Origin of the sequence: Gallibacterium genomosp. 2 (assembly GCF_000771895.1) — a bacterium.
Classification (GTDB): domain Bacteria; phylum Pseudomonadota; class Gammaproteobacteria; order Enterobacterales; family Pasteurellaceae; genus Gallibacterium.
This window is the reverse complement of the sequence record NZ_JPXY01000032.1, coordinates 1-22,418: the sequence shown is the minus strand read 5'-3', so window position 1 is coordinate 22,418 and position 22,418 is coordinate 1. Positions and strand designations below refer to the sequence as shown.

Genomic DNA, 22,418 nt, shown 5'->3' with positions numbered 1-22,418 from the left:
ATTAACCTTAATGTTGATGTTGGCAATCAGCAGAATGATGTTCGCCAGAACAGCAGACATCACCGTGTAGATTGTGTTTATGATTATGATGGTGCGTATAAATAGCAACATTCTGTTCATTCTGATTGTTAAAAAAGTCAATAAAATTCGGATGAGCACTGATGGAGTCCGGCGTACCCTCACAACAGATATGATGATTGATGCAGAGTACGTGATCGGTTTTTGCCATCACTAAATGTAGATCGTGAGAAACCATTAGTACAGCACAATCAAATCGCTCCCTCATTTGATTAATTAACTGGTAAAGTTCATTTTGCCCAATAATATCAACACCTTGAGTTGGCTCATCCAATACCAATAGATTAGGTTTGTTCAAGATAGCACGCGCCAATAGAACACGTTGCATTTCTCCACCGGATAATTTTTGCATACTTTGTTCCCCCAAACGGGTGATAGAAAGCAATTGTAGTACCTTTTCAATATCCTGTTTCGTTGTTTTCGGTTTAAGTGAAAGAAATTTTTTTACTGTAATAGGGAATGAGTTATCCAAATGTATTTTTTGTGGTACATAACCAATTTTGGTATTGGCAGCATAGTGGACAGATCCACTCTTAGGCATAATCAGTTTTAACAAAACTTTAAGCAAAGTAGATTTTCCACCGCCGTTCGGCCCAACGATAGTAGTGATGGATCGTGGTTGAATTGATAACGAAACATCTTGCAATACAATTTTGTTATTAAACTCAACTGAAATATTTTTTAATTCAACTAGGGGCGGTTGTGAAGTGTGCATAATAACGATACCTTTCTAAAAATCGGTCTGTATTTTATGCAAATCCTGTAGGGGATCAAATAAATTTTTAGATAATGTTTAAGATTTATGCATTTAATGAAATATGTTCCTAAAAAGGGGGAATTTTTCCGTTAATATTATGTCTTATTTCAATTCAAAATAGATTATATGAGTTAGTTATTTGAGTTAATTAAAATGCAACATATTAAATTAGCCAGAGATCGTTTAAAGCGAAAAATAATAATTAGAACACTACTTGCTAGTGTTGCGATTCTCTGTTTTACATCAATACTTTATTTTTTATTGCATCAAACTAAACCAATGAGTAGTACGGATGAGCCGCTATTGAAAGAAATGGTTGAAACTAAAACATCTACTGCTGATGAGCAAAATAAAGCTCGATTAAAATGGAAAAATAGTGATAGTAATCAAATAGAAAACAATCAGACTACACAGAGTAATGATACTAATGCGACAGATACAGATAGTGATGAAAATTTTGATGATCAGTTATCGGATGATACCTTTTTTAGTGATGATGAGTTGCCACAAGATGCGAAAGATGCACTTAATGAACTTCTCAATGCAGCTGGACAGGCGCTTAGTATTACCAATCAATTCGGTGCGACTGTAGCAGACGGTGATACTCTAGCTGATATATTGGGATCGAGCGGTTTAGAGGTAGATACCGTCAATGAGTTGTATCAGTTAGATCCGACTTTGAAAAAACTACAAACTGGGCAACAGCTTTATTGGATTTTGTCTAAGGATGGCGATTTACAATATTTAAACTGGTTAGTTTCTCGAAAAGAGGAGCGTATTTATGAGCGGCAGGCAGATGGTCAATTTACGATGCAAGTTATCCAAAAGCAAAGTATTTGGAAAGAAGAAGTACTAAAGGGGGATATTGAAGGTAATTTGTATAACCATTTGCGTGCAAACGGTTTAGATTCCAAACAAATTTATCAGCTGATTAATGCCTTACAGTGGCAAATTAGTTTAACCAAATTACAAAAAGGTGATCGTTACGCTATTTTGGTTAATCGTGAATATTTGAATAATAAATTGACCGGTCAAGGAAATGTGATGGGAATTCATATTATCAGCCGAGGCAAGAGTTATTATGCTATTCAAGCAGAGAATGGACGTTATTACAATAATCACGGTGAAACTTTGGGTAAAGGTTTTTCTCGTTATCCGACACAGCGTCAATATAGAATTTCTTCGCATTTTAATCCACGTCGAAAAAATCCGGTAACAGGGCGTATTGCACCACATAAAGGCGTCGATTTTTCAATGCCGATTGGTACACCAATTATTGCGCCAGCAGATGGCGTAGTGGTGAAGGTATCTTATCAGGCAGGTGGTGCAGGACGTTATGTAATGTTACGACACGGGCGTGAGTATCAAACTGTTTATATGCATTTAAGTCGCTCATTAGTTAAACCGGGGCAAACAGTAAAGAAAGGGCAACGCATCGCATTATCAGGTAATACCGGGCGTTCAACCGGTCCGCATTTACACTATGAATTTCATATCAATGGCGTTGCGGTTAACCCAATGAAAGTGAAATTGCCAGGTATGAATAATACTATGGCAAGTAAAGAACGTCAGCGATTCTTACGACAAGCGAGAATTGTTCAGGATAAATTGAAGATGTAAGAAAATATCAGCCTGTTGGCTGATATTTTTTAATGTACAGGAACAGCTTCTTCTACTGGTACTTGGTTGTTATCCGGATTATCATCATCGGTTGCCTCATCGGAGGATTCGTTTAATTGCAACGCATCCCATACACTTTGTGCAGGAGCTGAATTTTGCTGTTGTACTGCACAAGGGTTATGAGAAGTCCAAACAGGGATTTCCATTCCGTTGTCACAACTCCAACTGCCGTGATTATCGATTCTCACCCATTTTAATGTATCGGTATGAGGCAATTTGAAAGGTTTTACTGAAATATTAAGTAATAATGTTTTGTAGATTTGTAATGCACCGGAAGCACCGGTTAATTTTGTTTTTCGATTATTATCCAACCCTGCCCAGACGGTAGTAACATTATTACCATCAATGCCGACAAACCAAGTGTCACGTCCATCGTTAGTTGTACCCGTTTTGCCTGCAAGATGAAGTTTGCCGAAATCAGCTTGTAATGAACGAGCTGTACCTCGATCCACAACCTGCTGCATCGCAAATAATGTTTCGATAGCCGCTTCTTCAGCAACGACTTGTTCTGGATTGGTCTGGTGTTGATAAAATTGATGACCATCTCGTTCCACAATGTAACGAATCGTCGTTAATGGAACTTTTGCCCCTTTATTGGCGATGACCTGATAAAGTTTAGTTACATCATAGGGAGAAATAGAGTAAGAGCCGAGCAGCATTGAGGGTACGCGAGGAATTTTGACTTGATCCCACCCCATACTTTTTTGATTGCGAATAATATTATCCAACCCTACCGCCATTCCGATATTTACTGTCGGAATATTTAAGGAACGAACTAAGGCATTCAATAAGGTCACTGAACCACTATATTTGCGATCATAATTGCGTGGTTGCCAAGCCGGTTGACCACGTAGTGGAATACTAATAGGTTGGTTTTTCACCGGTGTGTTCAGAGCAAAACGTTCTGGATAGGATAACGCTGTTAAATAAACGGAAGGTTTAACTAAAGAGCCAATTTGTCGCCTTGCTGACAAAACACGATTAAAGCCGGCATATTGTACATTCGTTCCTGCCACTAATGCTTGAATTTCACCAGTATGATAATTGGCAATAATCATCGCTGCTTCCAAATCCGGAATTTTATGGCGTAATTTCAGTGTTGTTGTTCCACTGATAATAGCGTTTTCTGCTTGCGTCTGTAACTTAGGGTCAAGTGTAGTAAAGATTCTTGCACCGGATAAAAAATTGAGTTTTTTATTACCGAGTAAATCTGTCAGTTCGTGTCTAACCGCCTGCATAAAACCAGGTTGAGCTTGTTGTACTGGTCGTTGGCTTTGAACACCCAATGGACGCTGGCTTAACATTTGGTACAAAGAGTGATCGATAATGTTATGCTCCAACATCATCTGCAATACTATGTTACGCCGTTTGGTTGCATTTTCAGGATTGCGCCACGGGTTATAAAGTGAAGGGCCTTTGACCATTCCTACCAGCAGTGCAATTTGATCTAAACTGATTTCTTGGATCGGACGACCGAAATAGAATTGACTGGCGAGGGCGAAACCGTGAATTTGCGTATCACCGCTTTGTCCCAAATAGATTTCATTCAGATAGGTTTCCAAAATGCGGTTTTTGTCATAATGCCAATCCAGCATCAATGCCATAATGATTTCATTCGCTTTGCGGCTTAGGGTACGTTCATTACTTAAAAAGAGGTTTTTAACAAGCTGTTGCGTTAATGTACTTCCGCCTTGAACGGTATGACCTGCTCTTAAATTATTGATTAAAGCGCGGGCAATCCCAATAAAACTGACGCCATCGTGAGTAAAAAAGTTGCGATCTTCGGTTAAGATCAGGGTATCAATCAAAAATCGTGGGTATTGCTGCAAAGGAATCGCTAAACGCTCTTCATCATCGGAATTCAACATTGCAATCAATTTTGGCGATAAGCGAAATTCAGTGATTGCTTTTCGTGCCACCAGATCTTCAATGACGTGAAGTTGTTGCTGTTGGAATCGTAATCGCAAAACACGTTGCGGTTCAGCAATATCAGGGAAAGGAAAAGCCCGTCGAATTAACACCAAAGTGTCATCGTCATCAATTTTGAAATCACCCGGAGCGGCAAGCAGAGAGGTTTGACGATAACCGTTATCAATCAGTAGTTGCTTTACTTCGAGCAATGTAGGATGTTCCGGTTGTTGTATAACCGGAATTTGGCTATATACTTCGGCTGGAAGTTGCCAAATTTGCCCATCCATTTTTGAACGAATTTTTCCATCTAGGTAAATAGCATAAAAGCTACCCATACAAAGAGCAGTGATGCCGAGTTTTATCGAAAAAGTGAAAAATCGCTGTTTCAGTTTAGGGTTGTTTTTCTTAGGCTTAGTCTGTTTTTTGGGTGCTTGTTTTGTCATTTTCTATCTTTTACTACATATATGGCTCACATTGAGCACTACAAGTTTAGTGAGCCTGTTGATCTAATTCGATAACGTGTTCCAGTGCTTGTTCAAAATGGGCAAAGTATCGAGATTCGCCGATTAAATTTAATATTCCGGATTTTCGCAATTCACGATCCACACGTTTATTGGCACCGGAAAGCAGAACGATAACATTGCGTTTTTGCAACGAATTAATGACATCTTCCAGCGCTTGGATACCGGTCATATCAATAAAAGGAACCCATTTTAGGCGAATAATCAAAAATCTGGCATCGGTATTGGTGCCGGCTAAAGCACGCTCAAAATTTTCAACTGCGCCGAAGAAAAAAGGTCCTTCTAAGGCAAACACTAGTGCTGATTCCGGTAATCCCTCTTTTTCTCCCTGACGACCCAATTCCTGATTAATTTGATGCGCGCTGTTCGGCGACACCTCAACGCTTGCAGCCATACGTTTCAAAAAATAGAGTGTGGCTAAAATAACACCAATATTCACTGCAATCACCAAATCAGCAAAAACAGTTAAAAAGAAGGTTATCAGTAAAATCACCACATCGGCACGAGGTGCACGTTTGATCATATTAATAAAGCGTCTGACATCGCTCATATTCCAAGCGACCACAAACAGAATTGCAGCCAATGCAGCAAGTGGAATGTTGGAAGCGAGCGGTGCGAGAACAACCAGAATAATCACTAAAGTGATTGCGTGAATAATACCGGCGAGAGGGCTGTTGCCTCCGTTACGGATATTGGTTGCGGTACGTGCAATCGCACCGGTTGCGGCAAAACCGCCGAATAACGGGGATAATATATTAGCGATGCCTTGCCCGATCAATTCTTGATTGGAGTGATGTTTCGTTCCTGACATCCCATCGGCAACCACTGCGGAGAGCAGTGATTCAATAGCCCCCAACATTGCAATGGTAAATGCCGGACCGATTAAGGTCATCATTTGTGTCCATTCCAAACGCGGCAGTTTAAATTCCGGTAATCCTTGCGGAATGCCCCCGAAAACGGAGCCGATGGTGGCAACACCTTCAAATTGAGCGAATTGCTGAACCACAGTAATAACAACTAAAGCAATTAGTGGGCCGGGTATACGATGCAGATATTTCACTTTAGGTGCGTAAAGAACCAACAATAATGCAGAGATAGCTAATGCAGTGGTCGCAAGATGTAATTGAGGGAAAACTTGGATCAGTTGCCAAACCTGTTGGTGAAAATGCGCACCTTGGATTGCCGGTAAACCAAAAAAGTTGCGCCATTGTCCCACCCAAATGATGACCCCGATACCGGCAGTAAAACCGACAATGACCGGAGCGGGGATAAATTTGATAATTGCCCCCATTTTGCTGATACCGAGTGCAAACAGGATGATTCCTGCCATTAAGGTTGCGATCTGTAATCCTTCAATGCCGTATTGTGCGGTGATGCCGGACAATACAACGATGAATGCCCCTGTTGGCCCGGCAATTTGTAAACGGCTGCCACCGAAAAGCGAAACGGCTAAACCAGCAATAATGGAAGTATAGATACCTTGTTCAGGTTTTACTCCGGAAGCAATTGCAAATGCCATTGCTAAAGGGAGAGCAACAACACCGACGATAACGCCGGCAATTAAATTGTTAAGCCAATATTTTTTTTGTAACAGCCCGGCTTTGTAGGCCTCTTGAATTGCAAACATAAGTGAAGTTTAAAAGGAAAAATGAGTTGTTATTATAAGGCAGAGCGGATCTTTCTCAAATAAATTAGCGGAAAATTGATAGGATAAAATGAAACGATTTTAAAGCTATGTATCCTTAATTATTGCAAAAATAGAAAAACTGCTGCACGAATATGGCTAGCTATTTGGCTTTGTTGACGCACAAGACAGCAAGTTTTGAATATAAAAAGTACTGGTTATCACTCATTGTGAGGAGTAAAATAATTCTTCGTTAAGAATGTGTTAATTATTTCTTAGCGTAAAGTAATTTTTAAGTAAGAGGAAAATGAAACGTACTCTCGATACGTATTTATTGTTACGACAAACTAAGGAGGTTTGTATCTATGTCTACTTATTATTTTCTACCTACTCGTAATGTTTTCGGTGAAGGCGCTGTGAATGAAGTTGGTCATCTAATGCTTTCGCTTGACGCTCATTCAGTAATGATTGTAACAGACAAATTCCTTGCCAAATCCGGTATGGCGGATCAAGTAGTGGATATTTTGGCAAAAAGTAACATTAAAGCTGTTGTTTTTGATGGCGCAGAGCCTAACCCTACCGATAAAAATGTTGAAGCCGGTGTTGAATTCTTCAAACATCACGACTGTGAAGGCATAATTTCTCTTGGTGGTGGTTCATCTCACGACTGTGCTAAGGGGATTGCCCTTGTTGCTTCCAATGGCGGACGCATTCACGATTATGAAGGTATTGATAAAGCCACTAAGGATATTATGCCGCTCTTGGCGATTAATACTACTGCCGGTACTGCATCTGAAATTACTCGTTTCTGTATTATTACCGACACCTCTCGCCACGTTAAAATGGCCATTGTTGACTGGCGTGTTACACCAAAAGTTGCGGTTAATGACCCTGAATTAATGAAATGTATGCCACCATCACTCACCGCCGCAACCGGTATGGATGCATTGACTCACGCTATCGAAGCTTATGTGTCTTCTGCGGCCAACCCATTAACAGATGCGGCAGCATTAAAAGCAATTGAAATGATTTATCGCTATTTGCCGAAAGCGGTAGCAAACGGCGATTATATGCACGCACGTGATAAAATGGCATATGCACAATATCTTGCCGGTATTGCTTTTAATAATGCTTCTCTTGGTTATGTTCACGCAATGGCGCACCAACTTGGTGGTTATTACAATCTTCCTCACGGTGTTTGTAATGCGATTTTATTACCGTATGTTGAAGAGTTTAACATTATCGGTAATATGAACCGTTTCCGTAATATTGCAGAAGCAATGGGGATCAACACTTCAAATATGACCACTACTGATGCAGCACAAGCCTGTATTGATGCGATTAAATTGATTAATCGTCAAATCGGAATTCCTGCAAATCTTAAAGTTCTTGGTGTGAAACCGGAAGATTTTGAAATTATGGCTGAAAACGCACAAAAAGACGTTTGTTGTTTAACCAATCCACGCAAAGCGACCAAAGCGCAAGTGGTTGAAATTTATCGTCGTGCTTATGAAGGGGAATAACCTCTATTGGCAATAAAGTGAAGTGAAAAAAGGCATCTGCTGATTAACAGATGCCTTTATTTTTACTCTGACATTTCTTCAACCATTTCCGGCGTTTTGAATGGAGAAGGCTGGTTAGTTAATTTCGCCAAAATACTCGCCAATGTTTGACGCATATCTTTACGATGTACGATCATATCAATCGCACCTTTTTCTAATAAAAATTCGCTGCGTTGGAAACCTTCTGGCAATTTTTCACGCACTGTTTGTTCAATTACTCGTGGGCCGGCAAAACCGATTAATGCTTTCGGTTCGGCAATATTAATATCACCAAGCATAGCAAAACTAGCGGATACACCGCCTAAAGTAGGATCGGTTAAAACGGAAATAAACGGCACGCCTTTTTCACGCATTCTTGCTAATACCGCACTGGTTTTTGCCATTTGCATCAATGAAATTAATGCTTCTTGCATACGGGCACCGCCACTGGCAGAGAAACAAACAAACGGACAGTTGTCTTCAATGGCTTTTTCTGCCGCTCTGACAAATTTTGCTCCGACAACGGATCCCATAGATCCCCCCATAAAATCAAAGTTTGAGGCTGCGGCAACAATCGGCATTTCATAGAGTTTGCCGGAAAAAGCGATCATTGCATCTTTTTCACCGGTCTGTTTCTGGGCAGCGGAAAGACGATCTTTATATTTTTTCAAATCTTTAAATTTGAGCACATCTTGCGGTTCTAATTCCGGCGCAATTTCAACAGTGCTATCCTGATCTAATAGTGCAAGCAGGCGAGTACGAGCATCAATACGCATATGATGACCGCATTTAGGACAAACTTCCAAATTACGACTAAGTTCTTCTCGATATAATACTTGCCCGCAACCAGTACATTTTGTCCAAACTCCTTCCGGCACATTCGCTTTGCGTGAACCGGAAACGGGATTCTTATTAAAAATTCTTTCAATCCAACTCATATTTATCTCCAGAAATTGGTTCGAGATGATAGCAAATAGCGCTTATTAAAGCATAATTTCATAGAATTTAATATCTTTTTTGCTAGATAAAAGCGGTATTATTTGTTGATAATACCGTTATGATCATTATTGAGGATAACGTGTTTGAAAGTTTGTATTATCTATCTTTTTCACTATTTCTATATCAAGATTATCGCAAAATTGGCTTAAATTATTTCATCCGGTAAAAATAATGGGCCAACCGCACTTTTTGGCAACTGAAAAATATTAGGGTAATGAACTTCCACTAAATATAAACCAGCAGCTTTAGCAGTAGGAGCGGCACAAGAACGATCTCTTTGTTGTAATAACCATTTAATCCATTCCGGCTTTTGTTTTCCTTCACCAACGACGAGTAAACTGCCGACAATATTTCGTACCATATGATGTACAAAAGCATTGGCTTGTATATCAACAATAAGATAATCACCAATGCGAGAAACTTGTAAATGATGTACATTACGATAAGGTGATTTGGATTGGCACTGGGCAGCTCTGAATGAGCTAAAGTCATTCTCTCCAAGTAAGTATTGACCGGCAATATGCATCAATTTTTCATCTAATGGATAATGATGATGGGTGATACCAGTCGGTAAAATAGCAAAGCGTTGTGGACGATTATAAATAATGTAACGATAACGACGTGATAAAGCACTGAATCTGGCGTGAAAATCTTCGTTTACTTCTGTTGACCATTTCACCGCAATATCATTTGGTAAATGTACATTTGTTCCGAAGATCCAAGCCTGTAATGGTCGAGAAGCGGATGTTTCAAAGTGAATTACTTGACCTGTGGCGTGTACCCCGGCATCAGTTCGTCCAGCACAAAAAATTTCGATAGGTTCATTGGCGATAGTGGAAAGTGCTTGTTCCAATTCGTTTTGAATGCTTTGTACAGATTGTTGCTTTTGCCAACCAAAATAACGAGAGCCGTCATAACTGATACCTAATGCAATTTTTTTCATTAAAAACTCCTAAATGGTTGAAACCTTGCCGTTCACGATAGTAGATAGTATTCAATTTGAGAAACATAAACATCTCCAAAATGGATTAGCGAATTCTGAAAGTGAATACGTTGTAGACATAAACAAAAACACCAACATTACTGTTGGTGTTCTGTATTTAAAAACGTTAATTAAGCACGCTTGAAGTCGATGTGAACTAATTTTGGTTTGAATGGGTGACGTTGCATAGCTTGAACTTTCACCGCAACTTCTTTGCCATTGATCACTAAAGTAATCACTTCAGAATAGAAGCTATCTTCAACTTGAGCGTTATTTAATTCATTGTGGTTTAATACGATAGAAATAGGTGCTTCATTACCACCATAAACGATTGCAGGGATTTTGCCTGCTTTACGCAAGCGGCGGCTCGCACCCTTTCCTTGCGTTTCACGAACTTCAGCATTAAATTTAAACATTTTAATTCTCTTTATGTTATGACCTAAACGGTCGTTAGACAAAACAAGCTACAGGCGACCCAGTAGCTTGACAAAATAGGGCTGAAAATAAATCAGCTGTCGCATTATAGAGAAATGACGATAAAATGCAATCGTTAATTGAGAGTTTTGTTTAAACAATTGCGATAATTTTGTAACGGAGCAAAAGTTTTTTATTTGTGTTGATAATAGTAACAAATTGAGTAGAAATTTTGTGACAAAGAAGGCAAAATACTGAGCTAAGAAATGTGCTTTTATTATTTTTATTTGGAAGTCTGTTGTGCAATTATTAGTAGAATTTTTCAGTAGTTATGGTTACTTTGCTGTTTTATTTGTTTTAATTATTTGTGGTTTTGGCGTGCCTATTCCTGAGGATATTACCTTAGTTTCAGGTGGTATTATCGCTGGGTTGGGGTATGCTAATCCACATATTATGTTGGTAGTCAGTATGCTAGGTGTGCTGGTCGGTGACAGCACAATGTATTGGCTAGGTCGAATTTACGGAGTGAAAATTTTGCGTTTCCGTCCGTTACGTCGAATTTTAAAGCCGAAAACAATGCGAACTGTACGTGAAAAATTTGATCGTTATGGTAATCGAGTATTATTCGTTGCTCGTTTTCTTCCCGGATTAAGAGCGCCAATTTATATGGTAGCAGGGATCACACGCCGTATCAGCTATGTTCGTTTTGTTGTTTTGGATTTTTGTGCTGCAATTATTTCTGTACCTATTTGGGTTTATTTGGGATATCACGGCGCACATAATATTGATTGGATCAAAGAGCAAGTAAGTAAAGGGCAGACTGGAATTTATATTTTTGTTGCGCTTTTAGCAGTTTATTTATTGTTTCACTATTTTCGTAAAAAATTCCAAGAAAAAAAGAATTAAAGTTATTTTGGAATTCTTGGCGTAACAAACTTGTACTTTTGAATTAGAAACATATCAGCCTGAGAATGAAAAAATATTTTGTGTAAATCTACTATTATGTATAGGTGTTGATGATGCTTCGGAAGCAACAGATTTTAACTGTTTGTTCTTTGGAGTGATTAAAACTTTATGAAAGTAAGCCAAATATATTAAGACATACTATGATCATTGATAAATATGATTTTAAAAAATAGAGAGCTATATAAATCTATGTGTAGATAAATGCGAATCTTGGGAAGAAATTGGATTAAAATTATCTAGATATTTTTTTGGGGAATATGAAGATTATGCTATCGTGAATATTTAGGCAGTGCAACCTGATACCCTTGCATAAACCGACAGGTTTCAAAACATCGCACATGACTACAGGTTTCAATTTAAGTTATCAATTCTAAGCGAAACGTTGAGGGGTAAATTATGAATAAACATCTTTATCGCATTATCTTTAATAAAAGATTACAACGTTTAGTCGTGGTTTCTGAAATTGCAACGCGTGAAGGAAAAGCCAAATATGAAGGTCAACATTGCCATACTGCTTCGTTTAGTCAACGCCCTCATTGGCGATTAAAAGCTTTAACCGTCGGGTTATATAGTCTTTTAGGTTTTTTCTATTTAACTTCCGCACACGCAGACGAATTACAAATCCGAGCAGACAATGCTGCCCCGAAAAACCAACAACCGATAGTATTACAAACCGCCAACGGCTTGCCACAAGTCAATATTCAAACGCCAAACGATAAAGGGTTATCGCATAATAAATACCAACAATTTGATGTGGCACAAAAAGGAGCGATTCTCAATAACAGCCGTAAAAATACGCAAACAGAACAAGGCGGCTGGGTACAGGCAAATCCTTACTTGGTGGGTGGTGAAGCGAAAGTCATTTTAAATGAAATTAATGCCAAAAAGCCAAGCCAATTAAAAGGCTATATTGAAGTAGCAGGCAAAAAAGCGGATGTAATTATTGCCAACCCAAGTGGGATTCATTGCGAAGGCTGCGGCATTATTAATGCCGGACGCAGCACGTTAACCACTGGCGAGGTGCAGATTGAAAATGGAGAAGTGAAAAGCTATCGTGTTGAGAAAGGTTCGGTCACCGTTTCAGGTCGTGGATTCGATAGTAGCCGTCAAGATTACACCGATATTATTGCCAAAGAAGTTAAGGTAAATGCCGGCATTTGGGCAAATAACCTTAAAGTTACCACGGGGAAAAATAAAGTTTCCAAAAATAATGATGCCGTACAGGTCATTCACGCAGGAGCAGAAGAAGAAACGGCGCATCCCGTTGGTTATGCCGTCGATGTCGCCGAATTAGGCGGAATGTATGCCAATAAAATTCACCTCATTGGCACAGAAAATGGTTTAGGGGTTCGCAATGCAGGGCATATTGGCGCTTCTGTAGGTGAAGTCAAAATTACTACCGAAGGGCAATTAGTCAATACAGGCTATCTCGGAGCCAAACAAGATATTACCTTACAAAGCCAACAGCAGATAGCAAATCAGCCTGCTGGCGTGATATATAGCCAGCAAGGCAATCTGCAAGCAACGAGTAAACAGAACGGTATTCAACAACAAGGTAGTTTGATTGCCAAAGGCAAAGCACAAGGAAAAGGCAATATTACCTTAAAAGCCAAAGAAACGATGAGTCAATCTGGTGAGAGTTTGGCAGAGGGGAATATCACTTATCAAGCGAAGAATATTGAAACACTCACAACAGCAAACTTTATAGCTGGCGGGATGTTTACACATACTCCACAAGGTGAGCAAGTGACTATTCCTGCTTACCATTCTTCAGGGAATACACTAGAGTTAATAGCGGAAGAATCTATTACCTCTCACGGGAAACATCTTGCTTCTACGCAAATTACCGCCCAAGCAAAACAACTTGATTTCTCTCAAAGTGGATTTCTGGCTTATCAAGCTGATTTAACGGCGACCCAAAATAATTTAGTATTAGATCAAAGTCATCTTGAGCTGAAAAATACACTTCACTTATCTACGCCAACTCATCTTTCTAGTCAGCAAGCGAATTTACAAGCGGCTCATATTTTTACCACAGCCTCTTCACTTGATAATCGACTAGGTACTTGGATTAACCGAGATCAACAACCATTTAACCTTCAATTACTAAAAGGTATTAATAATCAACAAGGGCAGATTTTTACACAAGGCAGCTTCAATCTTCTCGCTCAAGAAATTAATAATCAGCAAGGTCTGCTTTTCGCTAAAGGACATTTAACTCTTAATAGTCAACAAACACGAATTAATAATCAACAAGGTGTAATCAATACAGAGGATCAACTTGATCTCCAAAGTGGCGAGCTAATCAATGACTCAGGACTGATTCAAAGTCTTGCTGCAATGGCTATTGATACACATCAACAACGGTTAAGCAATCAAGCAACGAAGCAATCTTCACGTCAGCAAGGGAGATAAATTAGCTGTAAAAACAGGTGAGTTAATCAATCAAAATGGCTTTATTGCAAGTCATCAAAACCAGCAAATCACCGCAAAGCAGATAGACAATTCAGATGGGTTTATTCAAAGTGATAATGCCCAACATTTGATTAGCCTTAGTACATTAAACAATACTCAAGGACAAATCGTAGCAAGCAACAATTTACTTCTTGATACAGATGATCTCAATAATTACAAAGGTCTGATTGTGACTGAAAATGGTCAGCTGACATTACAGGCACGAGGACAACTGACCAACTGGCAAGGCAATCTACTTAGCCATGGTGATGCAACAATTTCTGTACTTGGAGTTGATAATGCACAGCAAGGGGTAATTAGTAGTGCTGCTCACTTAGTGATTGACACCCATCAATCGTTATTACGCAATGAACAAGGTGTTTTATTTGCACAACAATCTCTGCATCTCGACAGTGGTGAGCTTAATAATCAGCAAGGTTTTATTAATGGACAAACTGGCATAACTATTAATACACATAACCATACATTAAATAATCAACAAACCCAACATCAAGGGATAACAAGTCAAGGTGATATTCGTTTACAAGCCCTTTCTGTATTAAATAATCAACAAGGCAACCTCAGTACGAAAGGCAATTTGGTTATCCAAAGTGAACAAATTGATAACCAACAAGGAAACTTACTTAGCCAACAACAAATATCTTTAACAGGGAATACATTAGATAATCGTCAGGGGGCTATTCAAGCACAACAAAATATTGAAATTACGGCAAATCGTGAAATTAACAATCAAGCAATCAACGCTAAAGGTTCGGTGATTCAAAGTGGTGCCACGCTCACCTTGATCACAAATCACCTGAATAATCAAGCCACCAAAGCAACGACAGCGATACCAACGCAAGGCTTATTAGGTCATCAGCTTATCTTGAGTAGTCATCAACTGGATAATCAGCAAGGTGGCATTTATACCACCGATCAACTTAGTGTGAATGTGGCTCAAGATATCCATAATCAACAAGGTGAAATCCTCTCTTTAGGCAACGTGAATCTGCAGGGCGATTCTCTCACATTACATAATCAACACGGTATCATTGAAAGCGGGCAAAATCTAAGGTTGGTTCTGCAACAGTTTAATAATGAAGGTAATATTAAAAGTCATCAGGATGCCTTGATTGAGCTACAAAAAGATTTAATCCTTACCCAACCTTTTACTGTCGCTGGCCATTTAGCGATAAAAACAATGGGCGATTACTTTAAATAATCTCGGCACAGGACGTATTTATGGCGATGAGTTAGCGATTCAAGCCAATGTGTTAAATAATCAACCAGAACATTCCAATAATGAAGTGCATACTGCAACCATAGCGGCACGTAAAAACCTTCATCTAGGGGTAGGTACCTTAACCAATAGTGATCATGCCTTAATTTTGAGTTTAGGCGATTTAACGATTGGTGGACAAATCGATGCAAAGCAACGAGCCATTGGACAAGCTGATTTTGTGGATAATGGTAGTGCTACTATTGAAGCTTTGGGGAATGGAAAAATTAATACTAAACGGTTATGGAATCATGATTTGCATTTAATTACTGGAGAAGATCATCAAGATCAACGTATCAGTGAATATGCGGTACATAGTAAAGGTAAACGCTATTCTAGTCTCGAAGGATGGTTTGATCGTAATAACAATAATCGGCATGACAAAAACTCTTATTTTAATTTTAATGACGGTAGACCACGAGTGGGCAATCCAACTTGGGTACAATGGCATTTTAATCGTCATACTGTCACAACGACATTGGAACATCGTGACCCAGCTAAAATTTTGATTGCAGGTGATTTACGTTTAAATGGTGAAGATTTAGTGAATGATGTTTCACAAATTTTGGTCGGCAATCGAATCCGTATAGGCGGACGGGTATTTAATCAAAATGAGAAAAATCGTAACTTAAAAGGTAATTCTGTTCGATTAGAGAATAAAGACCTCATCGGTGAAATTCATCGCCATGATGAAGGAACTTGGTACACCATGGTGACAAAACGTAAGCGTCATGGTTGGAGAGGTAAAAAAGTATGGGCTAAATATGGTGATGATGATAAACTATTTAGTCGAGATTTACCGGTGAAGTATTTTAACTTTAACTTAGTCGAAAATACTATCGGTCAAACGCAAGCAGTAGCAAGTCAAGCAACCAACACCACAATTGATGGACAACATCAAGCAACAACGCTTGCGAAACAAACATTAAATGTAGCCCCCGTTTCTTCTGTGGAACTACATCAAGCATCAACACCAGTTCTTCCACCAATCATCAGTGTTGAAATGAGTCAAGCGGTTGGTAAAGTAAGAACGTATCAACCTGAAATTCATTTACCAGAAGTCAGCCTCTACCGTATTAATCCAAATACGGATAGCCATATCTTAGTAGAAACTGATCCACGCTTTGCCAATAAACGCCAATGGCTAAGTTCTGACTATATGTTTAATGCCCTACGTGCTGATCCGCAAACGATACTCAAACGATTAGGGGATGGTTATTACGAGCAACGTTTCTTAGGTAATTACACTTCGGATTATCAACAATACAAGGCATTAATGGATGCTGGTATTCGTTATGCACAACGTTATCAGTTGATTCCTGGTGTTGCGCTTAGCGCTGCACAAATGCAGGAATTAACCGAAGATATGGTATGGCTTGCGCCTCAAACCGTCACCTTAAAGGACGGTACTCAAGTTCAAGTGCTTGTCCCTCAAGTTTATCTGGTAAAACGTGATGTCGATATTCAGCCAACAGGCGCTATTATCTCTGCAAGAGAAATTGAAATAGATAGTGAGGGTGAAGTCAACAATAGTGGCATAATTGCCGGACGCAATTTAACACAAATTTCCGCACAAAATGTCGTCAATACTGGTACCTTCTCTGCTGATCAACTGAATTTTCAGCTAGCGAAGCGTTTCTATCAGCAAGGTGGAGAGCTTAATGCCAATAATCTTTATCTCAATGCAGGTTCAATTCAGATTGAAGGGCGAATGAGCGAAGCAAAAGCCAACCCTAACTATGCGCATCGTCAATTAGATCAGCAAGCTTTATTACAGGTAAAACAAGCGCTTATTTTGCAAAGCCAAGGCGATATTCAATTAAATGCAACCAACGTTAAAGCAGGCTCAGCCTTACTACAAGCAGGTAGTGATATACATATCGGAACTGTCACCGAAAGCGAACGCTCACACTATGTCGCCAATTCAGAAAACTATTGGAAACTCGACCAACAAAGAGAAATCGGCTCTACCTTTGAGATTAAAGAAGATGCGGTACTCAATAGTAAACAAGATGTCACGTTATGTGCCGCACAAATTAATGCGGGTGGCGACCTTATTGTTAATAGTGAGCAAGGTAATATTCAACTACAAGCAGGGCGTGACCAAGAAACACTCTCATTTGCAACCAAATACAAAGATAAAAGCCTACTGAGCCGTAGCACAACAATCATTAAACATGATCACCAATATGACTTAGCCCAAGGTTCACAACTCTCAGGAGACAACATTGTACTTACTGCAAATCAAGGCAAAGTCTCTGTTAAAGGCAGTGCCATGGTTGCTGATAACAATGTGGGCTTACAAGCTCAAGATATAGAGATCACTGCGGCTAAAAACACCAGACAAGAACATGATTTTTACGCAGAGAAGAAATCAGGTTTAATGAGTAGTGGTGGGTTTGGTTTTACCATTGGCAGCCGCTCAGAAAAACAGGATTATACCGATAATGAAATTACCCAATCCGATGCACGTGCCACAGTAGGCAGCTTAGGCGGTAATGTTACCTTAGTCGCTGGCAGTCAAGCTAATATTCTGGGGACTGACCTGATTGTTCAACCAGAGAAAAGTATTAATGTCACCGCCAAGTCCTTAAAAGTAGAAGCAGGTAAAGACGTGATTGAGCGCACAGAAGACCACGAGTTTAAACAGTCAGGTTTGACCGTATCCCTGTCTTCTCCAGTGACTGATATGGCGATGAAAGCACGAGACAGTATGACACGTAGTCAACAGGTGCAGGATAGTCGTTTAAAAGCCCTTTATGAAATCAAAGCGGCTCAGGAAGGCGTATTAGCCGCACAAGAAGCCTCAAAAGTGGCTCAAGCAGCACAATCAGGTCAGCGTTCAGACTTTAAAATCTCCGTGTCGGTGGGCGAGCAAAAATCAGAATCACATAGTCGAACCACACAAGTGATACACCAAGGCAGTACCTTAAGTGCAGGTAATGTGAATTTGACGACTACAGAAGGCGATTTAGATATTATTGGCTCTTCTATCAAGGCAGGCAATACCATATTAGACGCAGCAGGCAACCTTAACTTATTGTCTACACAAGATACGATGAGTCATCGTAGTGATAATAAGAATAGCGGTTGGAGTGCTGGGGTATTTGTGGGCTATAGCGGCGGTAGCTATGGTTTTGGAGTGGAAGGCTCTGCTCAAGTAGGAAAAGGAGACGAGAACAGCGATAGTGTTACGCAAGTAAATACAGCCATACAAGCGGATAACGCTATGCTTCGTAGTGGGCAAGACACAAACCTGAAAGGAGCCGTAGTTAATGCTGACCACATTCAAGCAGAGATAGGGCGTCATCTCACGATAGCAAGCCGACAAGATAAGCAACACTATGATAGTAACCAAGTTCAAGCAGGTGTTTCGGCATCGGTGGCGATTTATGGCAGCGGCTCAAATGCTTCAGTCAATGCAAGCTTGAACAAAGGCAAGCTCAATTATGCCCAAGTTGAAGAGCAGAGTGGTTTACACGCAGGCAAAGAAGGATTAGAGGTTACTGTACAAGGCAATACGCACTTAAAAGGGGCTATTGTTGACAGTCAAGCAAGCCAAGAGAAAAACCACTTTACCACAGGCAGCTTAACCTCAGAAAATATTGAGAATCACAGTGAAGCCAAAGTGGAATCTATCAGTGCAGGCATTTCGACCAATATGGAACAAAATATTGCCAATGGTATGGCAGCGGCGTTAAGTGCGTTGGGGAATATACAAAAGCGCGAAAGCAGCACCACATATAGTACGATAGGTAGCAATATTCAGCTCACCACGCAACAAGGTGATATTCCGACTACCCTTTCTCGCGATACCACCACAGCAAACGAACGAATTGATAAAACCGAGATTGCTGACCTGAAAATGCGCCAAGAGATGGCACAAGTGATAGGTGAGATAGCCAATAATGGCATTACCATCGTTTTAAAACCAAAAGTAGATGAAGCAGAACGGCAAAAGGCTGAAGCGGAAGCGATATTAAAGAATGATGAGCATAACCAAGCAGCACAACAGAAATTAGATACAGCCAATAAGGTCATAAAAACCTACGGACAAGGCGGTCAAATCCAACTTGCCGTGCGTGCGGTTACAGGGGTATTACAAGGGATAGCGACAGGTGAAGCCTCGCAAGCGGTGGTTGGTGGATTATCGCCGTATGCCAATTATGCGATAAAGAAAGCCACAACTAATCAAATAACAGGCGAAGTAGATACCCAAGCAAATTTAATTGCCCATGCTCTATTAGGTGCAATCGAAGCCTATGCGACAGGAAACAACGCTGCTGCAGGGGCAGCTGGAGCGGTTGGCGGTGAATTGGCGGCAAAAATTATCACAGAACAGCTTTACCAAAAAACACCAGACCAACTGACTGAAGCACAAAAACAAACGGTATCGGCATTAAGCCAGTTAGCGAGTGGATTAGCCGGTGGCTTGATTAGCGACAGCACCGCAGGGGCGATTAACGCAGCGGAAATTGGTAAGCGAGCGGTTGAGGATAATTTATTAACAAATCAAGAAGATGAGATTATTTATAATGCTTCTGTTGAATATCAAAGAAAAGGTTATTTATCAAAAGATAAACAAATCTTAGTTGGAACATTATTATCTCAAGATAAGGAAATTAATCGTCTTCTTTCTTTGTATCAAACGTCACCAAATAGTTTAACGTATGCTCAGAAAACATATTTAAATGCTGCTTTAATGAGAATATCTAAAGCGAATCAAATTCCAATTGAAACGTTATATCACTGGGATTTCTCTAATACGATTGAAAGAAATGATACAGCATTGAAAACGTATCTAAATAACCAAAATGCTATCAATAATTCCTATGATGTAAAGCAAGCTCAATCATTAAAAGAAGCTTTAGAATTTAGTGCATTGGGTTTGAGTAGTGTTGGTTCAATTTCAAAAGGAATGGAGTTTTTACCTAAAATTGGAACGATTGCAACAAAATATCCTCTTGCAACAGAAATGACTACTACGGCTATAGCAAATACAGGCTACCAACTGACTCAAAATAAAACATACGATCCATATAGTTTATTACAATCTGAGCTATCTACCGTTCTAACAAGAGGTAGAGCATTAGGACAGCAGATTAGTATCAACGTTGGAATTAGTAGTATGGCAACCCAAAATCCAAATGATTATGGTTGGAATGCTTTAGGGGCGGTTGCAGGTACAATAGGGACTTCTGTTATAAATAGAGTTAATTTTGGTAATAAATATAATAATCAATTATTAAAACCTATTATTTCTGGAATAGTTGGAGAAGGAATTGGTGATTCGAATAATTGGAACTATCAATATAAAAATATTAAGGAGGATAAATTTGAGAATATTCAAAAATAGTAATTTTTATACATCATGGTTTTTCTATTCCATTGGAGTATATTTACTTTTATTTTTAAGATATGTTTTTTTATTTTTCGCATATATCAAAATAATAATATTATAGTTTGGGAATATTATTTTCTTTATGATAATTTAAAAACCACAATAGCAGTTTGTATTCCATGTTTTATTATGCATTGGCTTTTTTATAAGTATGGTCCAGAGGAATATAGAAAATAATAAGAAATTTTTTTGAATTATAAAATCGCCAATATCCCAAGCAAATTTAATTGCCCAAGCCTTATTAGGTGCAATCGAAGCCTATGCGACTGGTAACAACACTGCTGCAGGGGCAGCTGGTGCGGTTGGCGGTGAATTGGCGGCAAAAATTATCACCGAAAAACTGTATCAAACTAACCCCGAAAATTTAACTGAAAACCAAAAACAAACGGTATCGGCATTAAGCCAGTTAGCGAGTGGATTAGCCGGTGGCTTGGTGGGTGATAGCACCTCAAGTGCTATTAGTGCGGCAGAGATTGGAAAGAGGGCGGTTGAGAATAATTCTTTACTTGTGGATCAGTTTAGAGCAGCAAAAAAAGCTGATGCTGAAAGCTGGAAACAAAATGTCCGAGATATATTCGGTGAAGGAGCGACGTCTCAACTGATAAATGGGGCAATTAATGTTATAGAAGAAACTTCTGATGGTGCATTATTCTTAATAGATGGTGGATTTGATACTTTAGCCACTATTACAACCTGTGCAGTAAAAGATAGTTATTGTGATCAAGCGAAGCAAGATTTAAGCAGCAAAAATCAAGTTATTTCAGATGCAGTAAATAGCCTAATGAATGGAAGTTATTGGAATGCCATTCAAACAACCGCAATTCAAGCTTATCAAGGAGATCAAAAAGCCTTAGAAGATATTTCAGGACTTATAATAGGTGTTTTAACCCCAACAGTGAAAGGAATATCAAAGAAAGGTACACTAGATAATTTTGCTTATCGTGTATCTGAAGAATTAGATTCTACAAAGCATTTACCTATTGTTGGGGAATCTTTAGGATATGAAAATCAAGTAGCCAATATTAGTATATCTAGAGGTGCTGAAAATATTGCTTTATATCCAAAATTAAAAGAACAGTTAATTCAAGAGAATTTAATGAATATTGTCAAAAATAATCCTATTTTAGAGCATGCTGCTTTTGGGAATGGTAATTTAACAACACCAGGTATAGTCGATAAAAAAGTTTTAGATAACTTAGCTAAAGATTGGGTTGGAGAAAATTATAAAATTAATAGTGATGGGAGTTTTGTTAGTGCTGATGGTACAAGACGTTATAGACCACCGAAGCTAAAAAAATATTCTCCATATGCTAAAACAGGTATACAAGCAAATTTTGAAAGAGGATATATGGATAATAAGCAACGTTTTCACTCTATAAGTAATCAACATATCAATGTAAAGGAATAATATTATGTATCAAGCAGAATTAAAATTTATTACTTATGATTTCCCAATTGGACGAGATAAAGCAGAAAAAGTTTGTCTTAGCAAGGAATTTTGCTTATCTGTATGCTTAGGTATTGGTTGTACACATGATGATGCTATTGAATATTTTTATTTATATATAATGGATTATAATTATTTACTAAAAAATGAATATAGTTGGGGGAAAAATGTATTATTTGTTTTGAGTAATGATTTAGATAAAATAGAAGCTATAATTAGAAAAACAATATCATCTATTACAGGAACATCTTGGGATGAAATAAGGAATCATTTAATGTATTATATGGGTTCGGAATATGATAATGAAACCTACTATCATATTGATTAATTTTGTTTAGGAAGAATTTTTATCATGATAATAACG

General features: G+C 38.9%; 10 protein-coding genes and 2 pseudogenes. 6 read left to right on the top strand and 6 right to left on the bottom strand.

The genetic code is table 11. The features are described from left to right. Nucleotides 1–7: 7 nt before the first annotated feature. Nucleotides 8–793, bottom strand: a complete 786-nt coding sequence (gene znuC / locus P375_RS07085) for a zinc ABC transporter ATP-binding protein ZnuC (protein ID WP_039135759.1) — start codon at nucleotides 791–793, stop codon at nucleotides 8–10. A 195-nt stretch (nucleotides 794–988) separates the two neighbouring features. Between znuC and mepM the strand changes: the two genes are divergently transcribed. Beyond that, on the top strand, nucleotides 989–2,455 hold the full coding sequence (gene mepM / locus P375_RS07080; protein WP_039135758.1) for a murein DD-endopeptidase MepM: 1,467 nt from the start codon (nucleotides 989–991) through the stop codon (nucleotides 2,453–2,455). Between the two features lie 29 nt (nucleotides 2,456–2,484). Here the strand turns inward: mepM and mrcB are convergent, their stop codons facing one another. Both mrcB and P375_RS07070 read right to left on the bottom strand, forming a co-directional pair. Beyond that, nucleotides 2,485–4,869, bottom strand: coding sequence for a penicillin-binding protein 1B (gene mrcB / locus P375_RS07075; protein ID WP_039135757.1), 2,385 nt, complete (start codon nucleotides 4,867–4,869; stop codon nucleotides 2,485–2,487). 46 nt (nucleotides 4,870–4,915) lie between these two features. Beyond that, entirely contained in the window at nucleotides 4,916–6,574 is a 1,659-nt protein-coding gene (locus P375_RS07070; RefSeq protein ID WP_039135756.1) for a SulP family inorganic anion transporter, read from the bottom strand. A gap of 362 nt (nucleotides 6,575–6,936) precedes the next feature. Between P375_RS07070 and P375_RS07065 the strand changes: the two genes are divergently transcribed. Next, nucleotides 6,937–8,094: an iron-containing alcohol dehydrogenase gene (locus P375_RS07065; RefSeq protein WP_039135755.1), complete on the top strand. Its 1,158-nt coding sequence runs from the start codon at nucleotides 6,937–6,939 to the stop codon at nucleotides 8,092–8,094. Nucleotides 8,095–8,156: 62 nt separating this feature from the next. On the opposite strand, the gene accD is transcribed toward P375_RS07065, so the two are convergent. The 3 genes from accD to rplY all read right to left on the bottom strand — a co-directional run bounded on the left by accD (nucleotide 8,157) and on the right by rplY (nucleotide 10,509). Then, nucleotides 8,157–9,050: an acetyl-CoA carboxylase, carboxyltransferase subunit beta gene (accD, locus tag P375_RS07060; protein WP_039093793.1), complete on the bottom strand. Its 894-nt coding sequence runs from the start codon at nucleotides 9,048–9,050 to the stop codon at nucleotides 8,157–8,159. Between the two features lie 206 nt (nucleotides 9,051–9,256). Beyond that, a complete protein-coding gene (truA, locus tag P375_RS07055) occupies nucleotides 9,257–10,054 on the bottom strand; it encodes a tRNA pseudouridine(38-40) synthase TruA (protein WP_039135754.1) in 798 nt (265 codons plus the stop codon). A gap of 170 nt (nucleotides 10,055–10,224) precedes the next feature. After that, a complete protein-coding gene (gene rplY, locus P375_RS07050; protein ID WP_039135753.1) occupies nucleotides 10,225–10,509 on the bottom strand; it encodes a 50S ribosomal protein L25 in 285 nt (94 codons plus the stop codon). A 298-nt stretch (nucleotides 10,510–10,807) separates the two neighbouring features. On the opposite strand from rplY, the gene P375_RS07045 reads away from it, so the two are divergent. From P375_RS07045 to P375_RS07020, 4 genes and pseudogenes are all read left to right on the top strand, one after another. Beyond that, the gene (locus P375_RS07045; RefSeq protein WP_039135752.1) at nucleotides 10,808–11,413 is read left to right on the top strand and encodes a DedA family protein; all 606 of its coding nucleotides are present in this window, start codon (nucleotides 10,808–10,810) and stop codon (nucleotides 11,411–11,413) included. A gap of 456 nt (nucleotides 11,414–11,869) precedes the next feature. Continuing rightward, nucleotides 11,870–20,562: pseudogene (locus tag P375_RS13000) on the top strand (hemagglutinin repeat-containing protein). A gap of 256 nt (nucleotides 20,563–20,818) precedes the next feature. After that, nucleotides 20,819–21,112, top strand: a pseudogene (locus P375_RS12995) (VENN motif pre-toxin domain-containing protein); the annotation flags it as partial. Nucleotides 21,113–22,019: 907 nt separating this feature from the next. After that, nucleotides 22,020–22,382: an Imm8 family immunity protein gene (locus tag P375_RS07020; protein WP_039135749.1), complete on the top strand. Its 363-nt coding sequence runs from the start codon at nucleotides 22,020–22,022 to the stop codon at nucleotides 22,380–22,382. Nucleotides 22,383–22,418 lie beyond the last annotated feature (36 nt).